The organism is Rhodobacteraceae bacterium M385 (genome assembly GCA_025141835.1).
GTDB lineage: Bacteria > Pseudomonadota > Alphaproteobacteria > Rhodobacterales > Rhodobacteraceae > Gymnodinialimonas.
In genome coordinates this window covers 1081510-1103200 of record CP081102.1, presented here as the reverse complement: position 1 = coordinate 1103200, position 21691 = coordinate 1081510, and the positions used below count along the sequence as shown (strand labels likewise).

General features: G+C 60.0%; 21 protein-coding genes. 11 read left to right on the top strand and 10 right to left on the bottom strand.

The annotated features are described in order from the left end of the window. Positions 1 to 10: 10 nt before the first annotated feature. Positions 11 to 1648 (bottom strand): chaperonin GroEL, encoded by a 1638-nt coding sequence (gene groL, locus K3728_05395; protein UWQ96667.1) that lies wholly within the window; start codon positions 1646 to 1648, stop codon positions 11 to 13. Positions 1649 to 1713: 65 nt separating this feature from the next. Then, positions 1714 to 2001 (bottom strand): co-chaperone GroES, encoded by a 288-nt coding sequence (gene groES / locus K3728_05390; GenBank protein UWQ96666.1) that lies wholly within the window; start codon positions 1999 to 2001, stop codon positions 1714 to 1716. A gap of 189 nt (positions 2002 to 2190) precedes the next feature. On the opposite strand from groES, the gene K3728_05385 reads away from it, so the two are divergent. From K3728_05385 to K3728_05355, 7 genes are all read left to right on the top strand, one after another. After that, positions 2191 to 4149, top strand: a complete 1959-nt coding sequence (locus K3728_05385; protein UWQ96665.1) for a cache domain-containing protein — start codon at positions 2191 to 2193, stop codon at positions 4147 to 4149. Positions 4150 to 4289: 140 nt separating this feature from the next. Continuing rightward, positions 4290 to 5213, top strand: a complete 924-nt coding sequence (locus K3728_05380) for a manganese-dependent inorganic pyrophosphatase (GenBank protein ID UWQ96664.1) — start codon at positions 4290 to 4292, stop codon at positions 5211 to 5213. Between the two features lie 84 nt (positions 5214 to 5297). Then, positions 5298 to 5825, top strand: a complete 528-nt coding sequence (locus K3728_05375) for a hypothetical protein (protein UWQ96663.1) — start codon at positions 5298 to 5300, stop codon at positions 5823 to 5825. Positions 5826 to 5900: 75 nt separating this feature from the next. Beyond that, positions 5901 to 6773 (top strand): TIGR01459 family HAD-type hydrolase, encoded by an 873-nt coding sequence (locus tag K3728_05370; GenBank protein ID UWQ96662.1) that lies wholly within the window; start codon positions 5901 to 5903, stop codon positions 6771 to 6773. A gap of 110 nt (positions 6774 to 6883) precedes the next feature. Then, the gene (locus K3728_05365) at positions 6884 to 7327 is read left to right on the top strand and encodes a MaoC family dehydratase (protein ID UWQ97457.1); all 444 of its coding nucleotides are present in this window, start codon (positions 6884 to 6886) and stop codon (positions 7325 to 7327) included. Between the two features lie 57 nt (positions 7328 to 7384). Beyond that, the gene (locus tag K3728_05360) at positions 7385 to 8308 is read left to right on the top strand and encodes a bifunctional riboflavin kinase/FAD synthetase (GenBank protein UWQ96661.1); all 924 of its coding nucleotides are present in this window, start codon (positions 7385 to 7387) and stop codon (positions 8306 to 8308) included. Then, positions 8305 to 8751 (top strand): YcgN family cysteine cluster protein, encoded by a 447-nt coding sequence (locus K3728_05355; GenBank protein UWQ96660.1) that lies wholly within the window; start codon positions 8305 to 8307, stop codon positions 8749 to 8751. Before K3728_05360 ends, K3728_05355 begins: the two co-directional genes overlap by 4 nt. A gap of 48 nt (positions 8752 to 8799) precedes the next feature. On the opposite strand, the gene scpA is transcribed toward K3728_05355, so the two are convergent. Both scpA and K3728_05345 read right to left on the bottom strand, forming a co-directional pair. Further along, on the bottom strand, positions 8800 to 10929 hold the full coding sequence (scpA, locus tag K3728_05350) for a methylmalonyl-CoA mutase (GenBank protein UWQ96659.1): 2130 nt from the start codon (positions 10927 to 10929) through the stop codon (positions 8800 to 8802). Then, complete coding sequence (locus tag K3728_05345; protein UWQ96658.1) at positions 10901 to 11815, bottom strand: hypothetical protein; 915 nt, start codon at positions 11813 to 11815, stop codon at positions 10901 to 10903. The genes scpA and K3728_05345 overlap by 29 nt, the downstream gene beginning before the upstream one ends. 145 nt (positions 11816 to 11960) lie before the next feature. Here K3728_05345 and K3728_05340 point away from each other — a divergent pair, with 145 nt between their 5' ends. After that, entirely contained in the window at positions 11961 to 12395 is a 435-nt protein-coding gene (locus K3728_05340; GenBank protein ID UWQ96657.1) for a DUF4174 domain-containing protein, read from the top strand. A gap of 48 nt (positions 12396 to 12443) precedes the next feature. On the opposite strand, the gene K3728_05335 is transcribed toward K3728_05340, so the two are convergent. From K3728_05335 to K3728_05310, 6 genes are all read right to left on the bottom strand, one after another. Continuing rightward, entirely contained in the window at positions 12444 to 14486 is a 2043-nt protein-coding gene (locus tag K3728_05335; GenBank protein ID UWQ96656.1) for an acetyl/propionyl/methylcrotonyl-CoA carboxylase subunit alpha, read from the bottom strand. Between the two features lie 156 nt (positions 14487 to 14642). After that, positions 14643 to 14849 carry a hypothetical protein gene (locus K3728_05330; GenBank protein UWQ96655.1) on the bottom strand — a complete coding sequence of 69 codons (207 nt, stop codon included), beginning with the start codon at positions 14847 to 14849 and terminating at the stop codon, positions 14643 to 14645. A gap of 361 nt (positions 14850 to 15210) precedes the next feature. Beyond that, positions 15211 to 15585 carry a hypothetical protein gene (locus K3728_05325; protein ID UWQ96654.1) on the bottom strand — a complete coding sequence of 125 codons (375 nt, stop codon included), beginning with the start codon at positions 15583 to 15585 and terminating at the stop codon, positions 15211 to 15213. Between the two features lie 373 nt (positions 15586 to 15958). Further along, entirely contained in the window at positions 15959 to 16384 is a 426-nt protein-coding gene (locus K3728_05320) for a hypothetical protein (GenBank protein ID UWQ96653.1), read from the bottom strand. Further along, positions 16384 to 16731 (bottom strand): hypothetical protein, encoded by a 348-nt coding sequence (locus tag K3728_05315; GenBank protein UWQ96652.1) that lies wholly within the window; start codon positions 16729 to 16731, stop codon positions 16384 to 16386. The genes K3728_05320 and K3728_05315 overlap by 1 nt, the downstream gene beginning before the upstream one ends. Beyond that, entirely contained in the window at positions 16731 to 18263 is a 1533-nt protein-coding gene (locus tag K3728_05310) for an acyl-CoA carboxylase subunit beta (protein UWQ96651.1), read from the bottom strand. The genes K3728_05315 and K3728_05310 overlap by 1 nt, the downstream gene beginning before the upstream one ends. A 178-nt stretch (positions 18264 to 18441) precedes the next feature. Here K3728_05310 and K3728_05305 point away from each other — a divergent pair, with 178 nt between their 5' ends. The 3 genes from K3728_05305 (at position 18442) to K3728_05295 (ending at position 21684) form a co-directional block, all read left to right on the top strand. Next, on the top strand, positions 18442 to 19659 hold the full coding sequence (locus tag K3728_05305) for a multidrug effflux MFS transporter (protein UWQ96650.1): 1218 nt from the start codon (positions 18442 to 18444) through the stop codon (positions 19657 to 19659). Between the two features lie 54 nt (positions 19660 to 19713). After that, positions 19714 to 21108, top strand: a complete 1395-nt coding sequence (locus K3728_05300) for a short-chain fatty acyl-CoA regulator family protein (protein UWQ96649.1) — start codon at positions 19714 to 19716, stop codon at positions 21106 to 21108. Positions 21109 to 21219: 111 nt separating this feature from the next. Further along, a complete protein-coding gene (locus tag K3728_05295; GenBank protein ID UWQ96648.1) occupies positions 21220 to 21684 on the top strand; it encodes a carbon monoxide dehydrogenase subunit G in 465 nt (154 codons plus the stop codon). Positions 21685 to 21691 lie beyond the last annotated feature (7 nt).

Here is a 21691-nt window from a genome sequence, read left to right as displayed (position 1 = left end):
CAAAGTCGCCTTACATCATGCCGCCCATGCCGCCCATGTCGGGCATTGCAGGGGCGCCGCCGCCGTCTTTCGACGGCTTGTCGGCGATCATGGCTTCCGTGGTGATCAGCAGGCCAGCGACAGATGCCGCGTCTTGCAGCGCCGTACGGACAACTTTGGCCGGGTCGATCACGCCGAACTTGAACATGTCGCCATATTCTTCGGTCTGAGCGTTGAAGCCGAAGGCTTTGTCTTCGGATTCGCGGATTTTGCCCGCAACAACCGAACCGTCGACGCCGGAGTTCTCGGCGATCTGACGCAGAGGCGCTTCCAGTGCGCGGCGCACGATGGAGATACCTGCGTTTTGATCGGCGTTGACACCGGTCAGACCTTCCAGAGCCTTGCCACCTTGGATCAGCGCAACACCACCACCCACAACGATGCCCTCTTGGACAGCGGCACGGGTTGCGTTCAGGGCGTCGTCGACGCGGTCTTTACGCTCTTTCACTTCGATTTCGGACATGCCGCCGACCTTGATAACGGCAACACCGCCGGCCAGTTTGGCCACACGCTCTTGCAGCTTCTCACGGTCGTAATCGGAGGTGCTTTCTTCGATCTGCTGGCGGATCTGAGCAACGCGCGCTTCGATCTCGGCGGAAGAGCCGTTGCCGTCGATGATTGTGGTCTCGTCTTTCGTGATCGTCAGACGCTTGGCTGTGCCGAGCATGTCCATCGTCACCGACTCCAGCTTCATGCCGAGGTCTTCTGCGATAACCTGACCACCGGTCAAAATCGCGATGTCTTGCAGCATCGCCTTACGACGATCACCGAAGCCGGGCGCTTTGACAGCAGCGATTTTCAGGCCGCCACGCAGCTTGTTCACAACCAGCGTTGCAAGGGCTTCGCCCTCAACATCTTCGGCGATGATCAGCAGAGGCTTGCCGGACTGGATAACAGTTTCCAGAAGCGGAACCATTGGCTGGAGGGAAGAGAGTTTCTTCTCGTGCAGCAAGATCAAGCAGTCTTCCAGCTCAGCAACCATCTTGTCGGGGTTGGTCACGAAGTAAGGCGACAGGTAGCCACGGTCGAACTGCATGCCTTCGACAACATCGGTCTCGGTTTCGAGACCTTTGTTTTCTTCCACAGTGATGACGCCGTCGTTGCCGACTTTCTGCATCGCATCAGCGATCTGACGACCGATTTCGGCTTCACCGTTGGCAGAGATCGTGCCGACCTGAGCAACTTCGTCGGAATCAGCGACTTCACGCGCGGACGCTTGGATTTCGGCGATGACTTTGGCAACAGCCATGTCGATGCCGCGCTTGAGGTCCATTGGGTTCATGCCAGCCGCAACCGACTTCATGCCCTCTTTAACGATGGCTTGGGCCAGAACCGTTGCCGTCGTTGTGCCGTCACCGGCTTCGTCGTTGGTGCGGGAAGCAACTTCCTTAACCATCTGTGCGCCCATGTTCTCGAACTTGTCTTCCAGCTCGATCTCTTTGGCGACAGATACACCGTCCTTCGTGATGCGCGGGGCGCCGAAGGATTTGTCGATAACCACGTTACGGCCTTTGGGGCCGAGCGTGACTTTGACCGCATCAGCGAGGATGTTCACACCCTTCAGCATACGATTGCGGGCGTCGGTATCAAAACGGACGTCTTTTGCCATGATGGCGTCTCCTTAAAATTCGATGTGTTTTTCGGGGATCGGAATGTTTGCGCCGGGCAAACGACTTAGGTGATGATGCCCAAGATGTCCGATTCCTTCATCATCAGAAGCTCTTCGCCTTCGAGCGTCACTTCCGTGCCGGACCATTTGCCGAACAGGATGCGATCGCCGGTTTTCACCGACATCTCGATCAACTCGCCAGAGTCTTTCCGGGCGCCGTCGCCGCAGGCAACAACTTCACCCTCAGAGGGCTTTTCTTTCGCGCTTTCGGGGATGATCAGACCGCCAGCGGTCTTTTCCTCGGATTCTACACGGCGAACCAACACGCGGTCTTGCAGCGGTTTCAATGCCATTTTGGCCTCTCCTCTATCCGGTTAGGGATTGTCTCTCGGTACTGCTGTCACTCACCCCTAGTGAGTGCCAACGACGTTGAGATAGGCAGCAGACCCGGTGCTGTCAAGATGATCTGAAGGGTAACGGTTGATTCAGGTTTTGCCACTAACACTCGACCTTAGTGACCCCGAAATCGTGTGGAGGCGGCGATGAAATTTCTCAACAAGCTAAGCTTGAGCGCTAAACTCATCGCTTTGCTGGCTGCCACGCTGATGGCGCTGTCCTTTGCGGTATCTTTCGTGGGCTATCTGGAGGTTCGTCACACCTATTTTGAAAGTGTTGAGAACGACAATTGGATCGGCGCGCGGATCGTGGCCAACCAAGTGCAGGAGACCTACGAAGGGGCCAGCTTCGTTGCAGGTGAGGGCCATGTAATTGACAGAATCGTCTGGCCTGACATGCCGCAAGATGCGAGCGACGCGCTGGTCGCCCCCGCTGCAAGCCTCGCGGGGCTGGACGCTGCAATCTTTCGGTTTGATCCCGCAACCGAGGCGTTTGTCCGCATCGCCTCGACTATTGCAGAAGATGTTGAACAGCCCGCGATAGGGGCCATGATCGCGCATTCGGACGCTTACCTTGCGCTGCGGGACCATGACACTCACATAGGTCCGGCGCAGGCGGATGGGGCAAGCCATCAGGTGCTTCGCGCCCCGATATTTGACGCAGATGGTTCCGTTGTGGGTGCCATCGCAATTGCGGCCAACACGGCTGATTTCATAGGCCACCAGCGGGAGCTTTGGGTAAATGAAATCCTGGTGGCCGCGGCCTCCATCGCGGTGGCCTTGCTGTTCGCTTTCCTCGCTGCCCGCTGGATCATGACCCCCCTGTCGCGCATGACCCAATGCATCGTGAACCTGTCGAAAGGCACACTGGATCAACACATCCCCTATCGAACCCGCGAAGATGAAGTGGGCATGATGTCTTCCGGATTGCTCGTGCTCCAAGCCTCGATGGTGGAAGCTGAACGTCTGCACCAATTGGAAGCAGACCGCGTCCGTCAAGATCAGGAAAAGAAACGAGATCAGGACATTGTGGTTGAAGCCCTGACCGAAGGGTTGGCCCGGCTTGGAAAATTGGACCTGACAAAGCAGATCGAAAGCCGTCCCGACGCACCGTTTCCATCAGAATATGAGGGGCTGCGCACGTCGTTCAATCTGCTGGTCGATAACCTTTCGGACAACGTGGAGGCGATCCGCGAAGTGGCTGATGAGGTCAACCAAGACGCCCGCGAATTGGCCAGCTCCTCGTCTGATCTATCTAGCCGAACCGAAAGCCAAGCCGCGACACTGGAACAATCGGCCGCCGCCTTGGAACAATTGAGCGAAAGCGTTCGATCAACAGCCGCCAACGCCTCGGACGCGGAAGCCACAACGGATGAGAACCGCCTTGTCGCCAAACGCACTGGCGACATTGTGGAGGATGCCATCACCGCCATGGCCGCGATCGAAGCTTCGTCCCAACAGATCACGCAGATCATCTCTGTTATCGACGACATCGCCTTTCAAACCAACCTGTTGGCCCTGAACGCGGGGGTTGAAGCCGCCCGCGCGGGCGAGGCAGGCCGTGGCTTTGCCGTTGTGGCATCGGAGGTAAGGGCTTTGGCGCAGCATTCCTCGGCCTCGGCACAGGAAATCAAAACACTGATAGCGTCGTCAAGCGAACAGGTAGAAAGCGGCAGCAAGCTGGTTCGCAAGGCCGGCGACACGATCGGCGACATCATCAGCCGTGTCGATAAAGTAGCAGGGCTCGTCTCGGATATCGCCGTTTCCGCGAAGGAGCAGTCGACCGGCGTTACTGAGATCAACGCCGGCATGAGAGAGCTAGACATCGCCACCCAAAGCAACGCCGCTATGGCGGAAGAGGCGTCTGCCGCCAGTGAAAACCTGACCAATGCAGCAGATCGCCTGGCCGGACATCTTGCGCGCTTCCAAATGATCCGATCAGCCTCTTCCGCCCCCGCTTGGGCGCCGGGGGGCACAAGCCCCACGGGCCATGCCGCTTTCGACGGCGCAATTCAGGCCGCCGCCGTTGCAGGTGCATCCACGGCCCCACTGCTCGCCAGCTCTGCCACAGGCGATCCCCAGGCCGATGTTTTCAAAGACTTCTAGACGCAGCGCCACCCCGCACGCCCAAAGTCCCGCGCGATCCACGGCCATAGCGCCCGATATTTCCCACCCGTGCCAGTGACAAACCTGGGCCTCACCGATAGAAGGGCCGCAAATTTCGCATCTTAAGCAAGGTATGCCCCATGACCACATTGGTTTTCGGCCACAAATCCCCCGACACAGACTCCACAGGCTCCCCCCTGATCTGGGCATGGTACCTGTCGGACGTGAAAGGCACCCCAGCAGAAGCCGTTTTGCTGGGTGAGCCCAACACCGAAGCCGCTTTCGTGCTGGAGCGTTGGAACATGCCCAAACCCCGCATCATCGACACCGTTGAAGCGGGCCAACCCGTTGTCATCGTTGACACCAACAACCCTGCGGAACTGCCCGACGCGATCAACGACGCTGATATCCAAGCGATCATCGACCACCACAAATTGGTCGGCGGGCTGGAAACCAAAGGCCCGATCGACATTCGCATTGAACCGCTCGCCTGCACCGCCACGATTATGCATAAAATGATCGGCGATGACCTGAACAAAGCGCCCGAAAATATCAAAGGCGCAATGCTCAGCTGTATCCTATCGGACACGCTGGAATTCCGCTCGCCCACCACCACCAATGAAGATCGCGCGGTGGCCGAGGCTTTGGCGGCGGATCTGGACATTGATATCCCCGCCTACGCGGCCGAAATGTTTGCGGCCAAGTCCGATGTCTCCAGCTTCTCGGACGCGGAATTGCTGCGCATGGACAGCAAGACCTACGAGGTCGGCGGCAAGACCTTCCGCGTTTCGGTTCTGGAAACCACCTCGCCGGCGACGGTTCTGTCGCGCAAGGACAGCCTGATGCAAACCATGCCAACCGTCGCCACCGAAGACGGCGCGGACCAAGTATTGTTGTTCGTGATCGACATTCTGAACGAAGAAGCCACGCTGCTGGTGCCAAACGATCTGGTTAAAACCGTCGCTGAGAAAAGCTTCTCGACAATTGCTGGCGATGGAGACCTGCTTGTCCTGCCCGGTGTCGTCAGCCGCAAAAAGCAGATCATCCCGAACCTCGCGATCTAAGACCTTAAGGCAAGGCGGGTTCCCCTGCCTTGCCAACCCTCCGCTGCAGCGCAAAACTGAACGCGCCTCAACCCGGAGCCGATCATGCGCCCAAATGTTTCCGCCGCTTTGCTTGCCCTCACGCTAACCACCGCTCCGGCGATGGCCGATGTCTACTGGCCCGGCCCCGGTGATGTGGTGACCCCCCATGCAACTGGTCTTTACCTGAACAGCGCCGACGGAACCGCCCGCGAAGGCATGCCCTTCGGCAGCTCTTTCCACGCAACGATGCATACCCTCGTGCCTATCTACGGCCACGACGTGAGCGTCGGCTTCCCGCAGGAATGTGGCGAAGGGCCGATGGTCTCTGTCAACATTCCCGGCCAGATTAACCTTATGTTTCAGGATGATCGCCTGTCAGGATGGATGCTAATCGACGACAGCACCCTGCGCACGGCGACGGGCCTTGGCGTTGGCAGTCCGCAAGAGGCCTTATCCGCCGAAGGGCCAGTCAGCTTCTTTGAGACCGGGATCGGCACGGAATTCGGCGCTGGAAACCTGTTTGGTTTGATGGCAGAAGATGGCCGCACCGTCGCAGGTGTCTGGAGCGGCGCAACCTGCATTTTCCGTTAGCGCACCGCCGGCAGGACTGGCCCCGCGCCCGTGCATCGCATAAGTCTGCGACACCGCCAGCATTCGGAGCGCCCAATGACCCAAATTATCGAGTCCCTCGCCGACATTTCGGAAAAATACGACGCAGTTTTCTGTGACCTTTGGGGCTGCCTGCACGATGGTATCGACGCCTTTGACGAAGCGGTCGAGGCTTTGCGTACGTTCAAAGCGAGCGGCGGCACGGTGCTTTTGTTGACAAACTCGCCCCGCCCCCGCGCCAGTGTGGCGACGCAGCTAGATCATATTGGCGTGCCGCGCGACTGTTGGGACGTGATCGCGACCTCGGGCGACAGCGCCCGCGCCGCGATGCTCACCGGGGCCGTGGGCCGGAAAGTCTGGCACATTGGCGAACCCCATGAAGAGGCCTTCTTCGCCCCGATGGACCTGCTGGCGGACGCCGTGGACATCACGCGCGTCCCGCTGGATGAGGCCGAAGGCATCGTATGCACAGGCCCGTTCGACCCTTTCGCGGACCCCGCCGAGATGCGGCCGCAGTTTCTACTGGCGAAAACACGCGGGCTGAAACTGTTGTGCGCGAACCCTGATATAGTGGTGGATCGTGGTGAGGAACGGATTTGGTGCGCGGGCGCATTGGCGCAACTCTATACGGAAATGGGTGGCGAGAGCCTCTATTTCGGCAAGCCGCACCCGCCGATTTACGACCTTGCGCGGCGGCGCTTGGTGCAGATGGGCAAAGCTACCCCCGATGACCGCATTCTGGCCATTGGCGACGGGATCATTACCGATGTGCCCGGCGGCATCGGCGAGAATATCGACACGCTCTACATTACTGGTGGCCTTGCGCGGGAAGAGACCGGCACCACCCGACAACCGGACCCAACGAAATTGGCGAAACATCTGACCGAAGCACAGATGGAACCAACCTATTCCATTGGGATGCTGCGATAACGGTTGCGCAACAAAGTTTCACGTACGGGTCACTATTTCACACTTTGTTACTTTCTGCATTGCAGAATATCCCTTACTTGGCCTATGAAGGCGCCATGGAGGGACACGCAATGCTCGACAATATCGCCACCGGCACCATCGTCATCGAAGATCTGGAAATCGGCATGTCTCGATCTTTACGAAAGATCGTAACCGATCAAGATATTGAAATGTTTGCAGAAGTCTCCACCGACCGGAACCCGGTGCACTTGGATGATGCCTACGCCCAAGACACCATCTTTGAGGGACGCATTGCCCACGGGATGCTGACGGCAGGCTTGATCTCGGCCGTGATCGGCGAGCAGCTTCCGGGCCACGGCACGGTGTATCTAGGGCAAAGCCTGAAATTTATGGCCCCCGTGCGCCCCGGCGACATGGTCGAGGCCGTGGTGGAGGTTCTGTCCATCGACTACGCCCGCCGCCGTGTGCAGCTGAAAACCGAGGCGAAAGTGGGCGAAACCACCGTCTTGAAGGGCGAAGCGACCGTTCTGGCACCATCAGCCAAATTCGACTGACCTACAATTGACGCGGACGCCTTGCAACGGGGCCGCGCTCTGGCCTAACTGCGGGCTATGAAAATCCTACGCGATCACCAGTTTGCAGCCCTCAGCGACAAGGGGGCCTCTGTCGCCATCGGCAATTTTGACGGCGTCCATCGTGGGCACCAGCATGTGCTGAACCTTGCGAAACGGTTGGACGCGCCTTTGGGCGTTGTCACATTCGAACCCCATCCACGGCAGGTCTTCGCCCCGGACGCCCCGCCCTTTCGCCTGATGAACGCCGAAGCGCGGGCCAATCGGCTGCGCAAATTAGGCGTTAACCTATTGGCCGAACTCCCTTTTGATGCGCGCCTGTCAGGCTTAAGCGACGTGGAGTTTGTGCGCGACGTGCTGGTCGGAAGTCTCGGCATTAGCCACGCTGTGGTTGGCGCTGATTTCTGTTTCGGCAAAGGGCGCAGCGGCACCGCCGAGACGTTGCAGCGCATGGGCGCAGAGTACGGGTTTGACGTGACAATCGCCGATTTGCTGGAGGGCGACGCCGGGGCGGTGTCATCCACCGCGATCCGCGACGCCCTGTCAGACGGCCGGCCCGAAGACGCCGCCGCGATGTTGGGCCATTGGCACCGCATCGAAGGCCCGGTCATTCACGGCGAAAAGCGGGGCCGCGAATTGGGTTACCCGACCGCAAACATGGCGTTGGCCGGGCTGCACGTGCCCAAACCCGGCGTCTATGCGGTCACGGTCGATGTGCGCGACGGCCCCCACGCAGGCAGCTACGGCGCGGTGGCAAACCTGGGGTTTCGCCCAATGTTTGAGTTGGAAGAGCCCAACCTGGAGACCTATCTATTTGATTTTTCAGGTGATCTTTACGGCGCGCGCCTGTCTGTTGGACTTGTCGAATACCTACGGGGCGAGGCCAAGTTCGACAGCCTAGAGGCCCTGATTGCCCAGATGGATGCCGATAGTTTGGACGCAAGGGCCGCGTTGCGCCGATGAGAGACCAGTTCTGGGATCGGGTGCCGCCGTCAAAAATGACCGCAGAGGAATGGGAAGCCCTGTGTGACGGCTGCGGGAAATGCTGCCTGAACAAACTGGAAGACGAAGACACGCAGGAGGTCGCATTGACCCGCGTTGCGTGCCGTTTGTTGGACGACCAGACCTGCCTTTGCGGACAATATGAGATCCGCAAAACGCTCGTGCCCGAGTGTATTCAACTGACGCCCGGCACGATGAAAGACGTGGCTTACTTCATGCCCGCCACCTGTGCCTATCGCTTGGTGCACGAAGGTAAGCCGTTGAATTGGTGGCATCCTTTGATCTCTGGCGATCCCGAGACTGTTCATCAAGCAGGCGTTTCGGTCCGCGGCATCACGGTGCCAGAATTCGAAATCGATGAAGAAGATTGGGACGAGTACATCATCGATGAGCCGGGGACGTAATCGCCCCCGGTCATGTGGTGTGGGCCGTAAACCGGGCCTAGGCCCGGTCTACCCGCGCGCTTCGCCGATCAACCGCAGGATGTCTTTGGCCGCTGACGGAATATGGGTGCCGGGGCCGAAGATGGCGGCGACACCCGCGTTCGTCAGGAATTCATAGTCCTGCTGCGGGATCACGCCGCCACAGATCACGATAATCTCACCCGCGCCTTCGGCTTTCAGCGCCTCGATCAGTTTCGGGGCCAGCGTCTTGTGGCCTGCCGCTTGGGACGAAATGCCGATGACGTGGACATCATTGTCGATGGCGTCTTGCGCCGCCTCCTCCGGGGTTTGGAACAGGGGGCCGACATCGACGTCAAAACCGATATCCGCGAAAGCCGTGGCAATGACCTTTGCGCCGCGATCGTGGCCATCCTGGCCCATTTTTACCACCAACATGCGGGGCCTGCGGCCTTCCATTTTGGCGAATTTTTCCACGTCGGCTTGAATTGCCGCGAAGTCTTCGTCGCCCTCATAGGCCGAGCCATAGACGCCCGCGAGGGTTTTCACTTCCGCGCGGTGGCGGCCAAAGGTGTTTTCCATTGCCATGCTGATCTCCCCTACGGTGGCGCGGGCGCGGGCGGCCTCTACGGCGGCGGCCAGAAGGTTCCCGCCCTCTCGGGCGGTGCGCGTCAGCTCCTCAAGCGCGCTCGCGCAGACGCTTTCCTCGCGGCTGTCGCGGATGGATTTGAGCCGGGCGATCTGCGCGTCGCGCACGGCGTCGTTGTCGATATCACGGATATCAATCGGGTCTTCGCTGTCCTTGCGATACTTGTTAACCCCGACAATCACCTCTTCACCGCGGTCGATCATGGCCTGGCGGCGGGCGGCAGATTCCTCGATCCGCAGCTTGGGCAGGCCCGAGGCGACAGCCTTGGTCATGCCGCCCATTTCCTCCACCTCGTCCATGAGGGCGGTGGCCTTTTCGATCAGTTCCGCTGTCAGCGCTTCCACGTAGTAGGAGCCCGCCAAAGGGTCCACCACGTTCGTCACGCCGGTTTCTTCCTGCAATATCAACTGCGTATTCCGCGCGATGCGAGAAGAGAAATCCGTCGGCAGCGCGATGGCTTCGTCGAAAGAGTTGGTGTGCAGGGACTGGGTGCCACCCAGAACCGCGCTCATCGCTTCGTAGGCGGTGCGCACGACGTTGTTGTAGGGGTCTTGTTCTTGCAGCGACACGCCAGAGGTTTGGCAATGGGTGCGCAGCATTTTAGAGCGTTCCGATTGCGCGCCCATGTCGGTCATCACCTTGTGCCACATGGTTCGCGCGGCACGCAGTTTGGCGGCCTCCATGAAGAAGTTCATGCCAATGGCAAAGAAAAACGACAGACGCCCGGCGAATTTGTCCACATCCATCCCGGCTTCCATCGCGGCACGCACGTATTCGCGGCCATCGGCGATGGTATAGGCCAGTTCTTGCACAAGATTGGCCCCGGCTTCCTGCATGTGGTAGCCAGAGATAGAAATGGAGTTGAATTTCGGCATGTTATCAGAGGTATAGCTGATGATGTCCGAGATGATCCGCATGGAGGGTTCGGGCGGGTAGATATAGGTGTTGCGCACCATGAACTCTTTCAGAATGTCGTTCTGAATGGTCCCCGACAGCAGCGCCTTGTCGTGGCCCTGCTCTTCCCCGGCCACAATGAAGGAGGCCAGAACCGGGATCACCGCGCCGTTCATCGTCATGGAGACAGAAATTTTGTCCAAGGGAATGCCAGCGAAGAGGATTTTCATATCCTCGACCGAGTCGATGGCCACGCCCGCCTTGCCCACATCCCCCAACACCCGGGGGTGGTCGCTGTCATAGCCCCGGTGTGTGGCCAGATCGAAGGCCACCGATACGCCCTGCTGGCCCGCGTCCAAGGCCTTGCGGTAGAAGGCATTGGATTCTTCCGCCGTCGAAAAGCCCGCGTATTGGCGGATCGTCCAAGGGCGGCCCGCGTACATCGTGGCCTTCACGCCGCGGGTGAACGGCGCTTCACCGGGCATCGCGCCCATGTGGTCGAGCCCCGCGGTGTCTGCCGCCGTATAAAGCGGTTTGACGTCGATCCCTTCCAGCGTTTGCCAGGTGAGATCGTCCAGATCGCGGCCCCGAAGTTCCTTCTCGGCCAGCTTACGCCAATTGTCGGTGGTCTCCGTCATCGGGTTGTCCTCTTCCTAGGTCTGTCGGCGCTCCAGTCTCTGCTGAAGGCGCGTCGATGTAGTCGGCAAAGCCCCCTGCCCCGGCAGAGAGCCAGGCAAGGTCTTCTTGATACTGGGCGTTCAACGCCTCAATCTCGTAGGAGTTGAAGGGCATAAATTGCCCGTCTGGCCAATGGAACGTGGCCGGCTCGATGCCACAAGCTTCCATCAGGTCGTGCAGGACGGCAGCGGTGGGGCGGCGATTTTGGTGCGGTGCGTCGGACACCGGGGTGGCAATGCCTGTCAGTTCCTCCACCAAACGATGCGAGGCATGGGCCGACGTTTCATACCGCCAGACAGCGACACGGGCATCGGGCAGAACACGGGCCAATTCTTCTACAATATGCCGCCAGCGGCGCGGCTGCGTTACCAGATGCTCCCGCAGTTCTGTATGGGGCAGCGGCCCACCCCGCATCAGGCGGAACGCCATGGCAGAGGTCCACCAATCCACATAATCGCGCACGCAAAGGGCAACCGTGATGTTGTGGCGGTCAAACCCGTGGGCGTAAGCCGCAACACGGCGTCCGGCGTCTGTGTAAAGCCGGGTATGTTCCAGCGCCGCGCGCATGGAGCCCAACATATTTTCGTCAGAGATTACCAGATGTGTCGCCCCGGTCTTGCGCACCGCATCGGCCCGCATCCGACAACGCCCGACAAAGCGGCGTTCCTGCCAGGCCATCACCCCTTCCACGCCGCCAATCGCACCGCGAAACAAGCCGCCACGGGTGATCTTGGGGCCCCAATAGACAACACCCGCATCAGCCAATTCGACGCGATGGACGGCCAAGTGATGTTGTAGGGCGGTGGTGGCGGTGCGGTGAGCACCGACGTGAAGGACGACATGCATCGCGGAGACCTTTCCGGCAGAGGGTGTGACATACCCCTCCGTCGTCTCCGATCGCAGTGAATATTCGGTCAACGTCCCGAACCAAATAGCGAAAACCTTAGCATTGCCCGCGAAGCTGACTATATCTGTCAGGACAGGAGAACCGATGACACTATACCGAACCCTATTGCTCGCCTTGCTTAGCCTGGCGCCCGCTGCCGCGCTCGCCCAAGAGGCCCTTGTTCCGCTAGAGCCACGCTCGGCCGAGGGCCTGACTTTGGACGAATTCCAGTGGGTTGCGCGGCCCATCATCGTTTTTGCCGACACGCCCGCCGACCCTCGGTTCATCGAGCAGATGGAGCTGTTAACCAATCGCCCCGAAGCACTACTAGAGCGTGACGTGGTTATATTGTTCGACACCGACCCTGACGCCCGGTCCGATATCCGGCTGGCGTTGCGGCCCCGTGGGTTTTCGATTGTCATCCTTGGTAAAGACGGCACCGTCGGCATGCGCCGTCCGGCCCCGCGCGACGTGCGCGAAATCATCCGTGCCATCGACAATTTCCAGCTACGGCAAGAAGAATTGCGCCAGGGCGGTTGAGCGGTTTGATCCGCCTCACAACGATATCCGCCCCGGCAATTCATTGGGTTATTCGAACTCCATAATGATCTCGTCCACGGCAAGGCTGTCGCCCGCGCCCGCGTTGATCTTGGCGACGATGCCCTTGCGTTCGGCGCGAAGGATGTTCTCCATCTTCATCGCTTCCACGGTGCAAAGGGCCTGACCTTCCTGCACTTCGTCGCCTTCTTCCACGTCCACTTTCACCACCAGCCCGGGCATCGGGCACAGCAGCAGCTTGGACGTATCGGGCGCGATCTTCTCGGGCATCAGCGCGGCAAGTTCCGCCTGCCGCGGCGTACGCACGAAGACATCCAAATCGGCGCCACGGGTCCGCAGACGGAAGCCGCCGGGGCGCTTGCCGACCTTCAGCACAAGCGGGCTGTCGTCCACATTTAAACGCGCCAGCTTGTCGCCCGGCGTCCAGTCCGAAGTGATGCGCAAGGCCGCGCCGTTAACCGTTACGGTGGAACCATCGTGATCGGCCTCGATCTGCGCTTCATAAGATTGGCCTTGCAGGGACACGACCCATTCGGCCCCGACCCGGCGTTCATGATTGTCCATCCGCCCCGACACCCGCGTGCGACGGATTTCGGCCACACGGTGCATGGCGGCGGCGGCGGCAGCGACGCGGATCAAGTCGGCCTCGGGCAGGTTAACCCCTTCAAAGCCATCAGGATATTCTTCAGCGATAAAGGCCGTGGTGATGTCGCCCGAGGCGAATTTCTCATGGTCCATAACGGCAGAAAGGAACGGCAGGTTATGGCCAATGCCCTCTAACTCAAAACTATCGAGCGCCACGCGCATTGCCTCGATCGCGGTGGGGCGATCTGGCCCCCATGTGCACAGCTTGGCGATCATCGGATCGTAAAACATCGAGATTTCGCCGCCCTCATAGACGCCCGTGTCATTGCGCACTGCCGTGGGGCCGCTGTCTGCGTCGCCCTGCCATTTGCCGGTGTCCAGCAACGGCCCGGCAGAGACCTCAGCCGGAGGCCGGTAGCGCGTGAGGCGCCCAATAGAGGGCAGGAAGTTGCGGTAGGGATCTTCGGCGTAGAGGCGGCTTTCCATCGCCCACCCGGTCAAAGTCACGTCACTTTGCGCCATCTCCAGTTTTTCACCAGCGGCAACGCGGATCATCTGTTCCACGAGATCCACACCGGTGATCAGCTCCGTCACCGGATGTTCCACCTGAAGGCGCGTGTTCATCTCGAGGAAGTAGAAATTCCGGTCCCCGTCGACGATGAACTCCACCGTGCCCGCGCTGGTGTAACCCACGGCTTGGGCCAAGCTAACCGCCTGTTCCCCCATGGCTTTTCGGGTCGCCTCGTCCAGAAATGGGCTTGGCGCTTCTTCGATCACCTTCTGGTTGCGGCGCTGGATCGAGCATTCGCGCTCCCCCAGATAAATCGCGTTGCCGTGTTTATCGGCCAAGACCTGAATTTCGATATGGCGCGGCTGGGTCACGAACTTTTCGATGAACATGCGGTCATCCCCGAAGGAGCTTGCCGCCTCGTTCTTGGAGGCTTGGAACCCCTCGGCCACCTCGTCTTCGGACCACGCGATCCGCATCCCCTTGCCGCCGCCCCCTGCCGATGCCTTCAGCATCACCGGGTAACCGATTTCGCCAGAAATCTTGATCGCCTCGGCCGCGTCTTCGATTAGCCCCATGTGGCCCGGAACCGTTGAAACGCCTGCATCCTGCGCGATTTTCTTTGAGGTGATCTTGTCTCCCATCTGTTCAATCGCCGTGGCGGGCGGCCCCACGAAGGCCACGCCTTCCGCTTCCAACGCTTCGGCGAACTTCATGTTTTCGCTCAGGAAACCGTAGCCGGGATGGACCGCATCGGCACCCGTATCGCGGATCGCCTGCATGATCTTGTCAATCACGATGTAGCTCTCGCTCGCGGGGGGCGGGCCGATGTGCACCGCCTCATCCGCCATCTTCACGTGTAAGGCGTTGCGATCCGCGTCGGAATAAACAGCAACGGTGGGGATGCCCATGCGCTTGGCAGTCTTGATGACGCGGCACGCGATTTCACCGCGGTTGGCGATCAGCAGTTTCTTGAACATGGGGTGTTTCCTTCTCTGCGGATAGATTTGGCCCGCGTGACTTGGGCCAGCAAAAGGGGAGATGTGGGCGCCGTTGAAACGCCAAAAACCACCGAGGCACGGGGGCCCGGGTGGTTACATAAATTCTTGGGTGTGCGGGCTAGGCCCGCCCGGAACTTAGCGGCAGATGCGCGTGACTTCGTCGCAAAGCGCGCCGATGGCTGCGCCCGCCACGACGCCCGTGGCAACGGTGCCACCGACGGCCGCTGCCGTGACGCCGCCCGCAACGGCGCCGACGCCGGCGCGCTCAAGGTCGGACATGACGCAACCGGACATGGCGAGGGTGGCCGCGAATAGGGCTGTGATGGTGAATTTAGTGCGCATTTCGATGCGTCTCCTGTCGATGTGCTCAATGGCGAGGTCTCTCGCGCCGCTAACCCTACAGCGCGCAGAACCTGCGGATAAGTAACGATTTCCTGAGCCCGCATTTCGGCGGGAAAGAGCCTGACAGACCCGAGGATGCCGTTTTCGCAGCGCAAAAAAAGAGGCGGTCGCACCGATAAATCGGCCGACCGCCTTAAAGGGGAAGGGTAACACGTATTGTCAGTGTCGGCCGGGTAAAAGTTAGTTGGGACATTGGCCGACTTGGACACCATCGCAGGTTTCGCGGGGTGCGAAAGGCCGCGCGGCCCAGTTCCCCCGCCCTGCGCGGCGGGCCGCTCAAAATGGTTAATGACGGGCAAAATCATGCCGATCCGCCATCCCAGACGCCGGTGCCGTCAAACGCCTCGGGGAACGACGCGCGGGCGCGGTTCACATCGATTTTCAACAGCGCTTCATAGCTTTCGGGGTCAAATGGGTCTTCGGCGGGGATAACCTCGCGCCCAAACAGCCAGCTCAGGCGACCCGCATCCAGATTGCCACGCTCAAACGGTTCTTCTCCGAAGTAGAGCCATAGCGCCTCCATGAAGCCGCTGTCGGCCCGGCGATCTGGCGGGCGGCGGTCGGCGAAACGTTCGCGCGCAATCAGCTTGGTCGCGCCGGATTTGTTGTCGCGACGGATAACGAATTGATACTCGCTGGACGGAAGCCGTCCTGGGAAACCGCGGTGTTTTAGCATGGGGAACTCCCCGTTTGAGGGGAGGGGATATACCGGACGAAGCTACTGCCCCGTCCGGTTAGAGGGGATGTCCTGCTCGGGTGCTCTGGGGGATTGCACCATAGGACTTGCCGTTTCGGCTTGGACGGTGTCTGCAAACCCGTCTGAGCCGTTTTCTTCTTCTTATTGCCTCGCGGTGTGACCGGGCCAAAAGGCGATGTGCCCGTAGACCCGGGCACGATCCGAGGTACAGCTGCATTGGTGCAGCTAGGAAGGACGTTACATGGAGTGACGGTTTCTCCACAGGGTTTTCCACAAAGAAGATCGGGCTGTGACTCGAATGCATCACCCCGGCTTTCGCATGAACGTCGCATCTCAAGATGTTGGGGATACATCACAAAAGCTCCCACATGCAGGTGGCGTTCTCTTCAGAATACGCCTCGATGGATTGAGTTATCCCCGGTGCAGGCTCTCCGCGTTGAAACGGCGCCTCCATGATCTGCACGATGATGCGCGTGGGACGAGGCTCTTTGTCCAGGGCGGGAAGACCCCACGTCTCACAAGCCCAATCATGGTCGCCATGATCGGCCCGGGCAGCACCACCCGCGAGGGATGGATCGGTGACACGCACCACCACCCAAGCATCATTGTTGGGCTGCACCTCGAACAACACATCACACAGGCGCAGGTCATTGCCCGAGGGGGCCTGCAACACCTCGTCAGCGGTGCAGATGTCGGCTTCCGCCGGACCACGCAGGAACAGATATGCCCCACTGGCGGCCACGGCGATGGTCAGCACGATAAGGATGTTGCGCAACATTACCGTTTCCTCGCGGCGTTGCGGGTCCAGCGGGCGCGGAGGTCCGGGTCTTGCAGCAGGTCCGATATCGCCGTGCGTGCCCGGTCCGTAACCGGCCCCGCCACTGCGCCACCTGCCAAAACCGCGACGCCGCCCGGTTGCGTCGTGACACGCACCGCCGGGCAAAAGCCGCGCAAGCGTTGCAGCTTGCGCCACATATCCTGCCGGATTTGATGCGCAATTAACGAGCGCACCAGATCATCGCCCGGAAGGAACGTCACCTCGGCCAGATCAAACCGGGCCGTGCGCTGGCGAGACAGGGTTAACGTCTCGCCGTCACGGTCAATATGCCATCCATGCCGCGCCATCAGAGAGGGATATTGTCGTGCTTTTTCCACGGCATCTTCTGCTCCTTCCGCCGCAAAGAGGCGAAGGCGCGGCTGACCCGGCGGCGGGTGGAATGGGGTTGAATGACCTCGTCAATGAAGCCCCGCTCAGCAGCGACGAACGGATTGGCAAAACGGTCTTCATACTCGGCGGTATGGGCCGCGATCTTGTCGGCATCCCCGAGGTCGGAACGGTGCAGAATTTCCACCGCGCCCTTGGCACCCATCACGGCGATCTCGGCCGTGGGCCAAGCGTAATTCACGTCCGCTTTCAGATGCTTAGAGGCCATCACATCATAAGCTCCACCATAGGCTTTGCGGGTAATGACCGTGACCAAAGGTACCGTCGCCTCGCCATAGGCGAACAACAGCTTTGCGCCATGTTTGATGACGCCGCCATATTCCTGCGTCGTGCCGGGCAGGAAGCCGGGCACGTCCACAAGGGTCAGGATCGGGATCTCGAAGCAATCGCAGAACCGCACGAACCGCGCCGCCTTGCGAGAGCTGTCGATATCCAGCACTCCCGCCAGAACCATCGGTTGGTTCGCCACAACACCCACGGTCTGGCCTTCCAGCCGGATGAAACCGGTCAGAATGTTGCCGGCGAAGTCCTCTTGGATCTCGTAGAAATCGCCTTCATCGGCCAGCTTTTCGATCAGCTCTTTCATGTCGTAGGGCTGGTTGGGGTTGTCAGGGATCAGCGTATCAAGGCTCTCTTCGATCCGGTCGGGGCTATCAAAGAACGGCCGCACTGGAGGCTTTTCGCGGTTCGACAAGGGCAGGAAGTCGATCAGGCGACGCACTTCGCTCAGCGCCTCCACATCGTTTTCAAACGCGCCATCGGCGACGGAGGACTTCTTCGTGTGCGTAGCCGCGCCGCCCAGTTCCTCGGCGGTAACCACCTCATTTGTCACGGTTTTTACCACATCGGGGCCGGTGACGAACATGTAGGACGTGTCCTTCACCATAAAGATGAAGTCGGTCATCGCGGGGGAGTAAACCGCGCCGCCGGCGCAAGGCCCCATCACCAGCGAAATCTGCGGGATCACGCCAGAAGCTTCGACGTTGCGACGGAAAATCTCGGCATAAGCGGCAAGGGCATCGACGCCTTCCTGAATACGCGCCCCGCCCGAGTCGTTGATGCCGACCACAGGCGCGCCGTTTTGCACCGCCATATCCATGATTTTGCAGATTTTCTGCCCGTGGGTTTCCGAGACCGAGCCGCCAAGGACGGTGAAATCCTGACTATAAACGTAAATCTGACGCCCATTCACAGTCCCCCAACCGGTGATGACACCGTCTCCGGGCGGGCGATTGGCGGCCATGCCAAATTCCGTCGTGCGGTGCGCCACGAACATATCATACTCTTCGAAAGACCCCTCATCGAGCAGCAGTTCGATCCGCTCACGCGCCGTCAGCTTGCCCTTGGCGTGCTGTGCAGCCACCCGCTTTTCGCCGCCTCCGGCCCGCGCCAAGGCGCGTCGCTCGTTAAGCTGTTCCAGAATATCGGTCATGGTGCCTCCCTCTTCGGCTTGGCGCGGAAACTATGCGGATGAGGTCCCTTCATCCAGCAAGAACTAGTAAATTTGCAAATTACTTTGCCGCGAAGATACGAATTTTGCAAATTTGCGAACCCGGTATACATCTGCACACACTCTGGACCTTCGCAAAAAACCGCAATACGCCAGTGTCATGAGCACGCACCAACCGGCGCGGTTTCTAGACCGCACCACGCCCCCGCACATTTTCACGTTGATAATCATGACCGGCCTTGGCGCCCTGTCGATGAACATATTCCTGCCCTCGCTACCTGCGATGACGGATTACTTCGACACGGATTATCGGCTGATGCAGCTTTCTGTGTCGCTGTACCTTCTGGTTAACGCCGCGCTTCAGATCATCATTGGGCCGATCTCGGACCGGTTCGGACGCAGGCCGGTGATCTTGGGGGGAACGGCCCTGTTTATCTTCGCCACCATCGGCTGTCTTCTGGCATCCAGCATTGAGGTTTTTTTGCTGTTTCGCATGATGCAGGCCGTCATCGTGACCGGCCTTGTGTTGGGCCGGGCGGTGGTGCGCGACATGCATGACGAGGCGGAAGCCGCCTCCAAGATCGGCTATGTGACCATGGGCATGGCCGTGGTGCCTATGGTCGGGCCGGGCATCGGCGGCACGTTGGAACAATCCATGGGCTGGCAGGCGAATTTCTGGCTGCTTTTGGCCCTTGGCTTGGGCATTTTGGCCCTTGTTTGGGCGGACTTGGGCGAAACGGCAAAAGCCAGCACATCCAGCCTGCGGGAGCAGATCGCCCAATACCCCGAGCTTCTGACCTCGCGCCGCTTCTGGGGCTACTGCCTGACAGCGGCCTTCGCCTCGGGGGCTTTTTTCTCATACCTTGGGGGCGCGCCCTATGTGGGGACGGAGGTCTTCCACCTATCCCCCGCACAGGTTGGCATTTTCTTCGGCGCACCCGCCGTGGGTTACTTCTTTGGCAATGGCATCTCGGGCCGATACTCCACCAGCGTCGGCATCAACCCCATGATCTTATGGGGCACTTCGGTAACCGCCGTGGGCATGGCGCTGTCGCTGGTCCTGTTTCTTGTCGGCCTGCAATCGCCTTTCGTTTTCTTCGGCTTCATGACGACTGTGGGCTTTGGCAATGGCATGGTTTTGCCCAATGCCACCTCGGGCATGTTGTCGGTTCGCCCCCATTTGGCGGGCACCGCGTCGGGCCTTGGGGGCGCGATTATGCTGTTTGGGGGCGCCGCGATGTCTGCCTTGGCAGGCACCATGTTAACCGGAGGCGACGGAGCCTATCCGCTGATTATCATCATGCTGATCACATCGCTTCTGGCGGTCGGTTCCATCGTCTACACGATCCGCAGGCAGGCGCAGGTGGCCGAGGGTTGAGGCTTGCCCCAGGCTTTGCAAACCCGCTAACCTAGGGTTGCAAAGGGGACAGGCATGGCCACTCAAAAACTTTACGTCGGCGCCAAGCTGCGCAGTTTGCGCACCGGACTGGGGCTCACTCAAAAGGATTTCGCGGCGAAGTTGGGGATATCCCTGCCCTATCTTAACCAGATGGAGAACAACAACCGCCCTTTATCGACGGCGGTGCTGATGGGCTTGGCGCAGGACTTCGGCGTTGACGTGACCGAGCTTTCAGCCTCGGACGCGGATCGCATCGTCTCTGACATGCGAGAGGCTCTGGCCGATCCGCTGTTCGCGGAAACCGTCCCGCAACTGGCCGACTTGCGACTTGTCTCGGCCAACGCGCCGGCACTGGCCCATGCGTTTCTGGAGCTGCACCGCGCCTATCGCCAAACCCAGGAACGCCTTGCGTCGCTGGACGAGGCTTTGGGCCAACAAAGCAGCGCGACCGCCTCTCCTTGGGAAGAGGTGCGCGATTTCTTCCATTATACCGATAATTACATCGATGCTGTGGACCGCGCCGCTGAACGGTTCGCCACCCGCGCCACTGGTGATCTTGCCGCCCATACGCAATCGGTTCTGGCCGACATGGGCGTGACCCTTCGCTTTGCGGCAGGCGATGGCGTCCGCGCCTATGACCCAGGCACCAAGACACTGACCCTGTCGCCCCATGCCGCCCCTGAGACCCAGCGCTTTCAACTGCTGCACCAATACGCCCTTCTAGGGCAGGAGCAGTTGATCGAGGCGACGCTGGATCTTGCCCGGTTTCAGTCCGACACCGCCCGCGAAATCGCCCGGATCGGCATGGCGAATTACTTCGCCGGGGCGGTGCTGATGCCCTACACCCGTTTTGCCGAAGCCGCCCGAGACACCCGTCACGATCTGGAGCGTCTGGCCATCACCTTCGGTGCGTCGATCGAACAAATCGCCCACCGTCTGTCTACCCTGCAACGTCCCGGTGCCAAGGGCATTCCGTTCTTCTTTGCCCGTGTCGATCAGGCCGGCACCGTCACCAAACGCCATTCCGCCACGCGGCTGCAATTCGCCCGTTTCGGCGGCGCTTGCCCCTTGTGGAACGTGCACCAAGCCTTTGAAGCACCGGGTCGCTTTCTGCGCCAACTGGCGGAAACTCCCGATGGTGCACGCTACGTGATCCTTGCCCGCGACGTGTCAAAATCTGGCGGCGCATGGGGCCGCCCCACGCGCCGCTATGCGGTGTCCTTGGGCTGCGAGGTCCGCCACGCGGGATCACTGGTCTATGCCGATGGCCTTGATCTGGACCGCGACACGGCCTTTCAGCCCATCGGCATTTCCTGCCGCATTTGCGAGCGTCCCAACTGCCATCAACGCGCCGTTCCCCCGTTAGAGAGGCGCTTGGTCGTAAACCCAAACCGTCGCGGCACCCTTCCTTACGAGGTTGCCCAATAACGCCCGAAATAGTTTTTTGGCATTCAGGTATGAATTCTTGCCGAGCGAAGGGCGTAGGCCATTGCCAATCCTCCCCCGGCCCGTAAGCTACAGCGAAACAGGGAGAAAACCATGGAACTTCACGCAAGCCGCCACATCGCCGCCGACCGCCAACAAGTTTGGGAGGCCCTGAATGAGGCTGAGGTTTTGAAGGCTTGCATCCCCGGCTGTGAAGAGCTGACAGGCTCTCCGGAGGAAGGTTTCGAGGCGACCGTGAAGCAAAAGGTCGGCCCCGTGAAAGCGACATTTAAGGGCGGGGTCACTCTTTCCGATATCGTGCCGGGCGAAAGCTATACCATCACGGGCGAAGGCAAAGGCGGCGTCGCGGGTTTTGCCAAGGGCGGCGCAAAGGTTCATCTGGCCGACCACCCCGAAGGCGGCACGGAACTGACCTATGACGTTGAAGCCAAAGTCGGCGGCAAGATCGCGCAATTGGGCTCTCGCCTTGTAAACAGCTTTGCCACCAAAATGGCCGATCAGTTTTTTGAACGGTTTCAAGAGCGGCTGGAAGGCGGCGGCGAAGACTCTTCTGCCTAAACCAAAC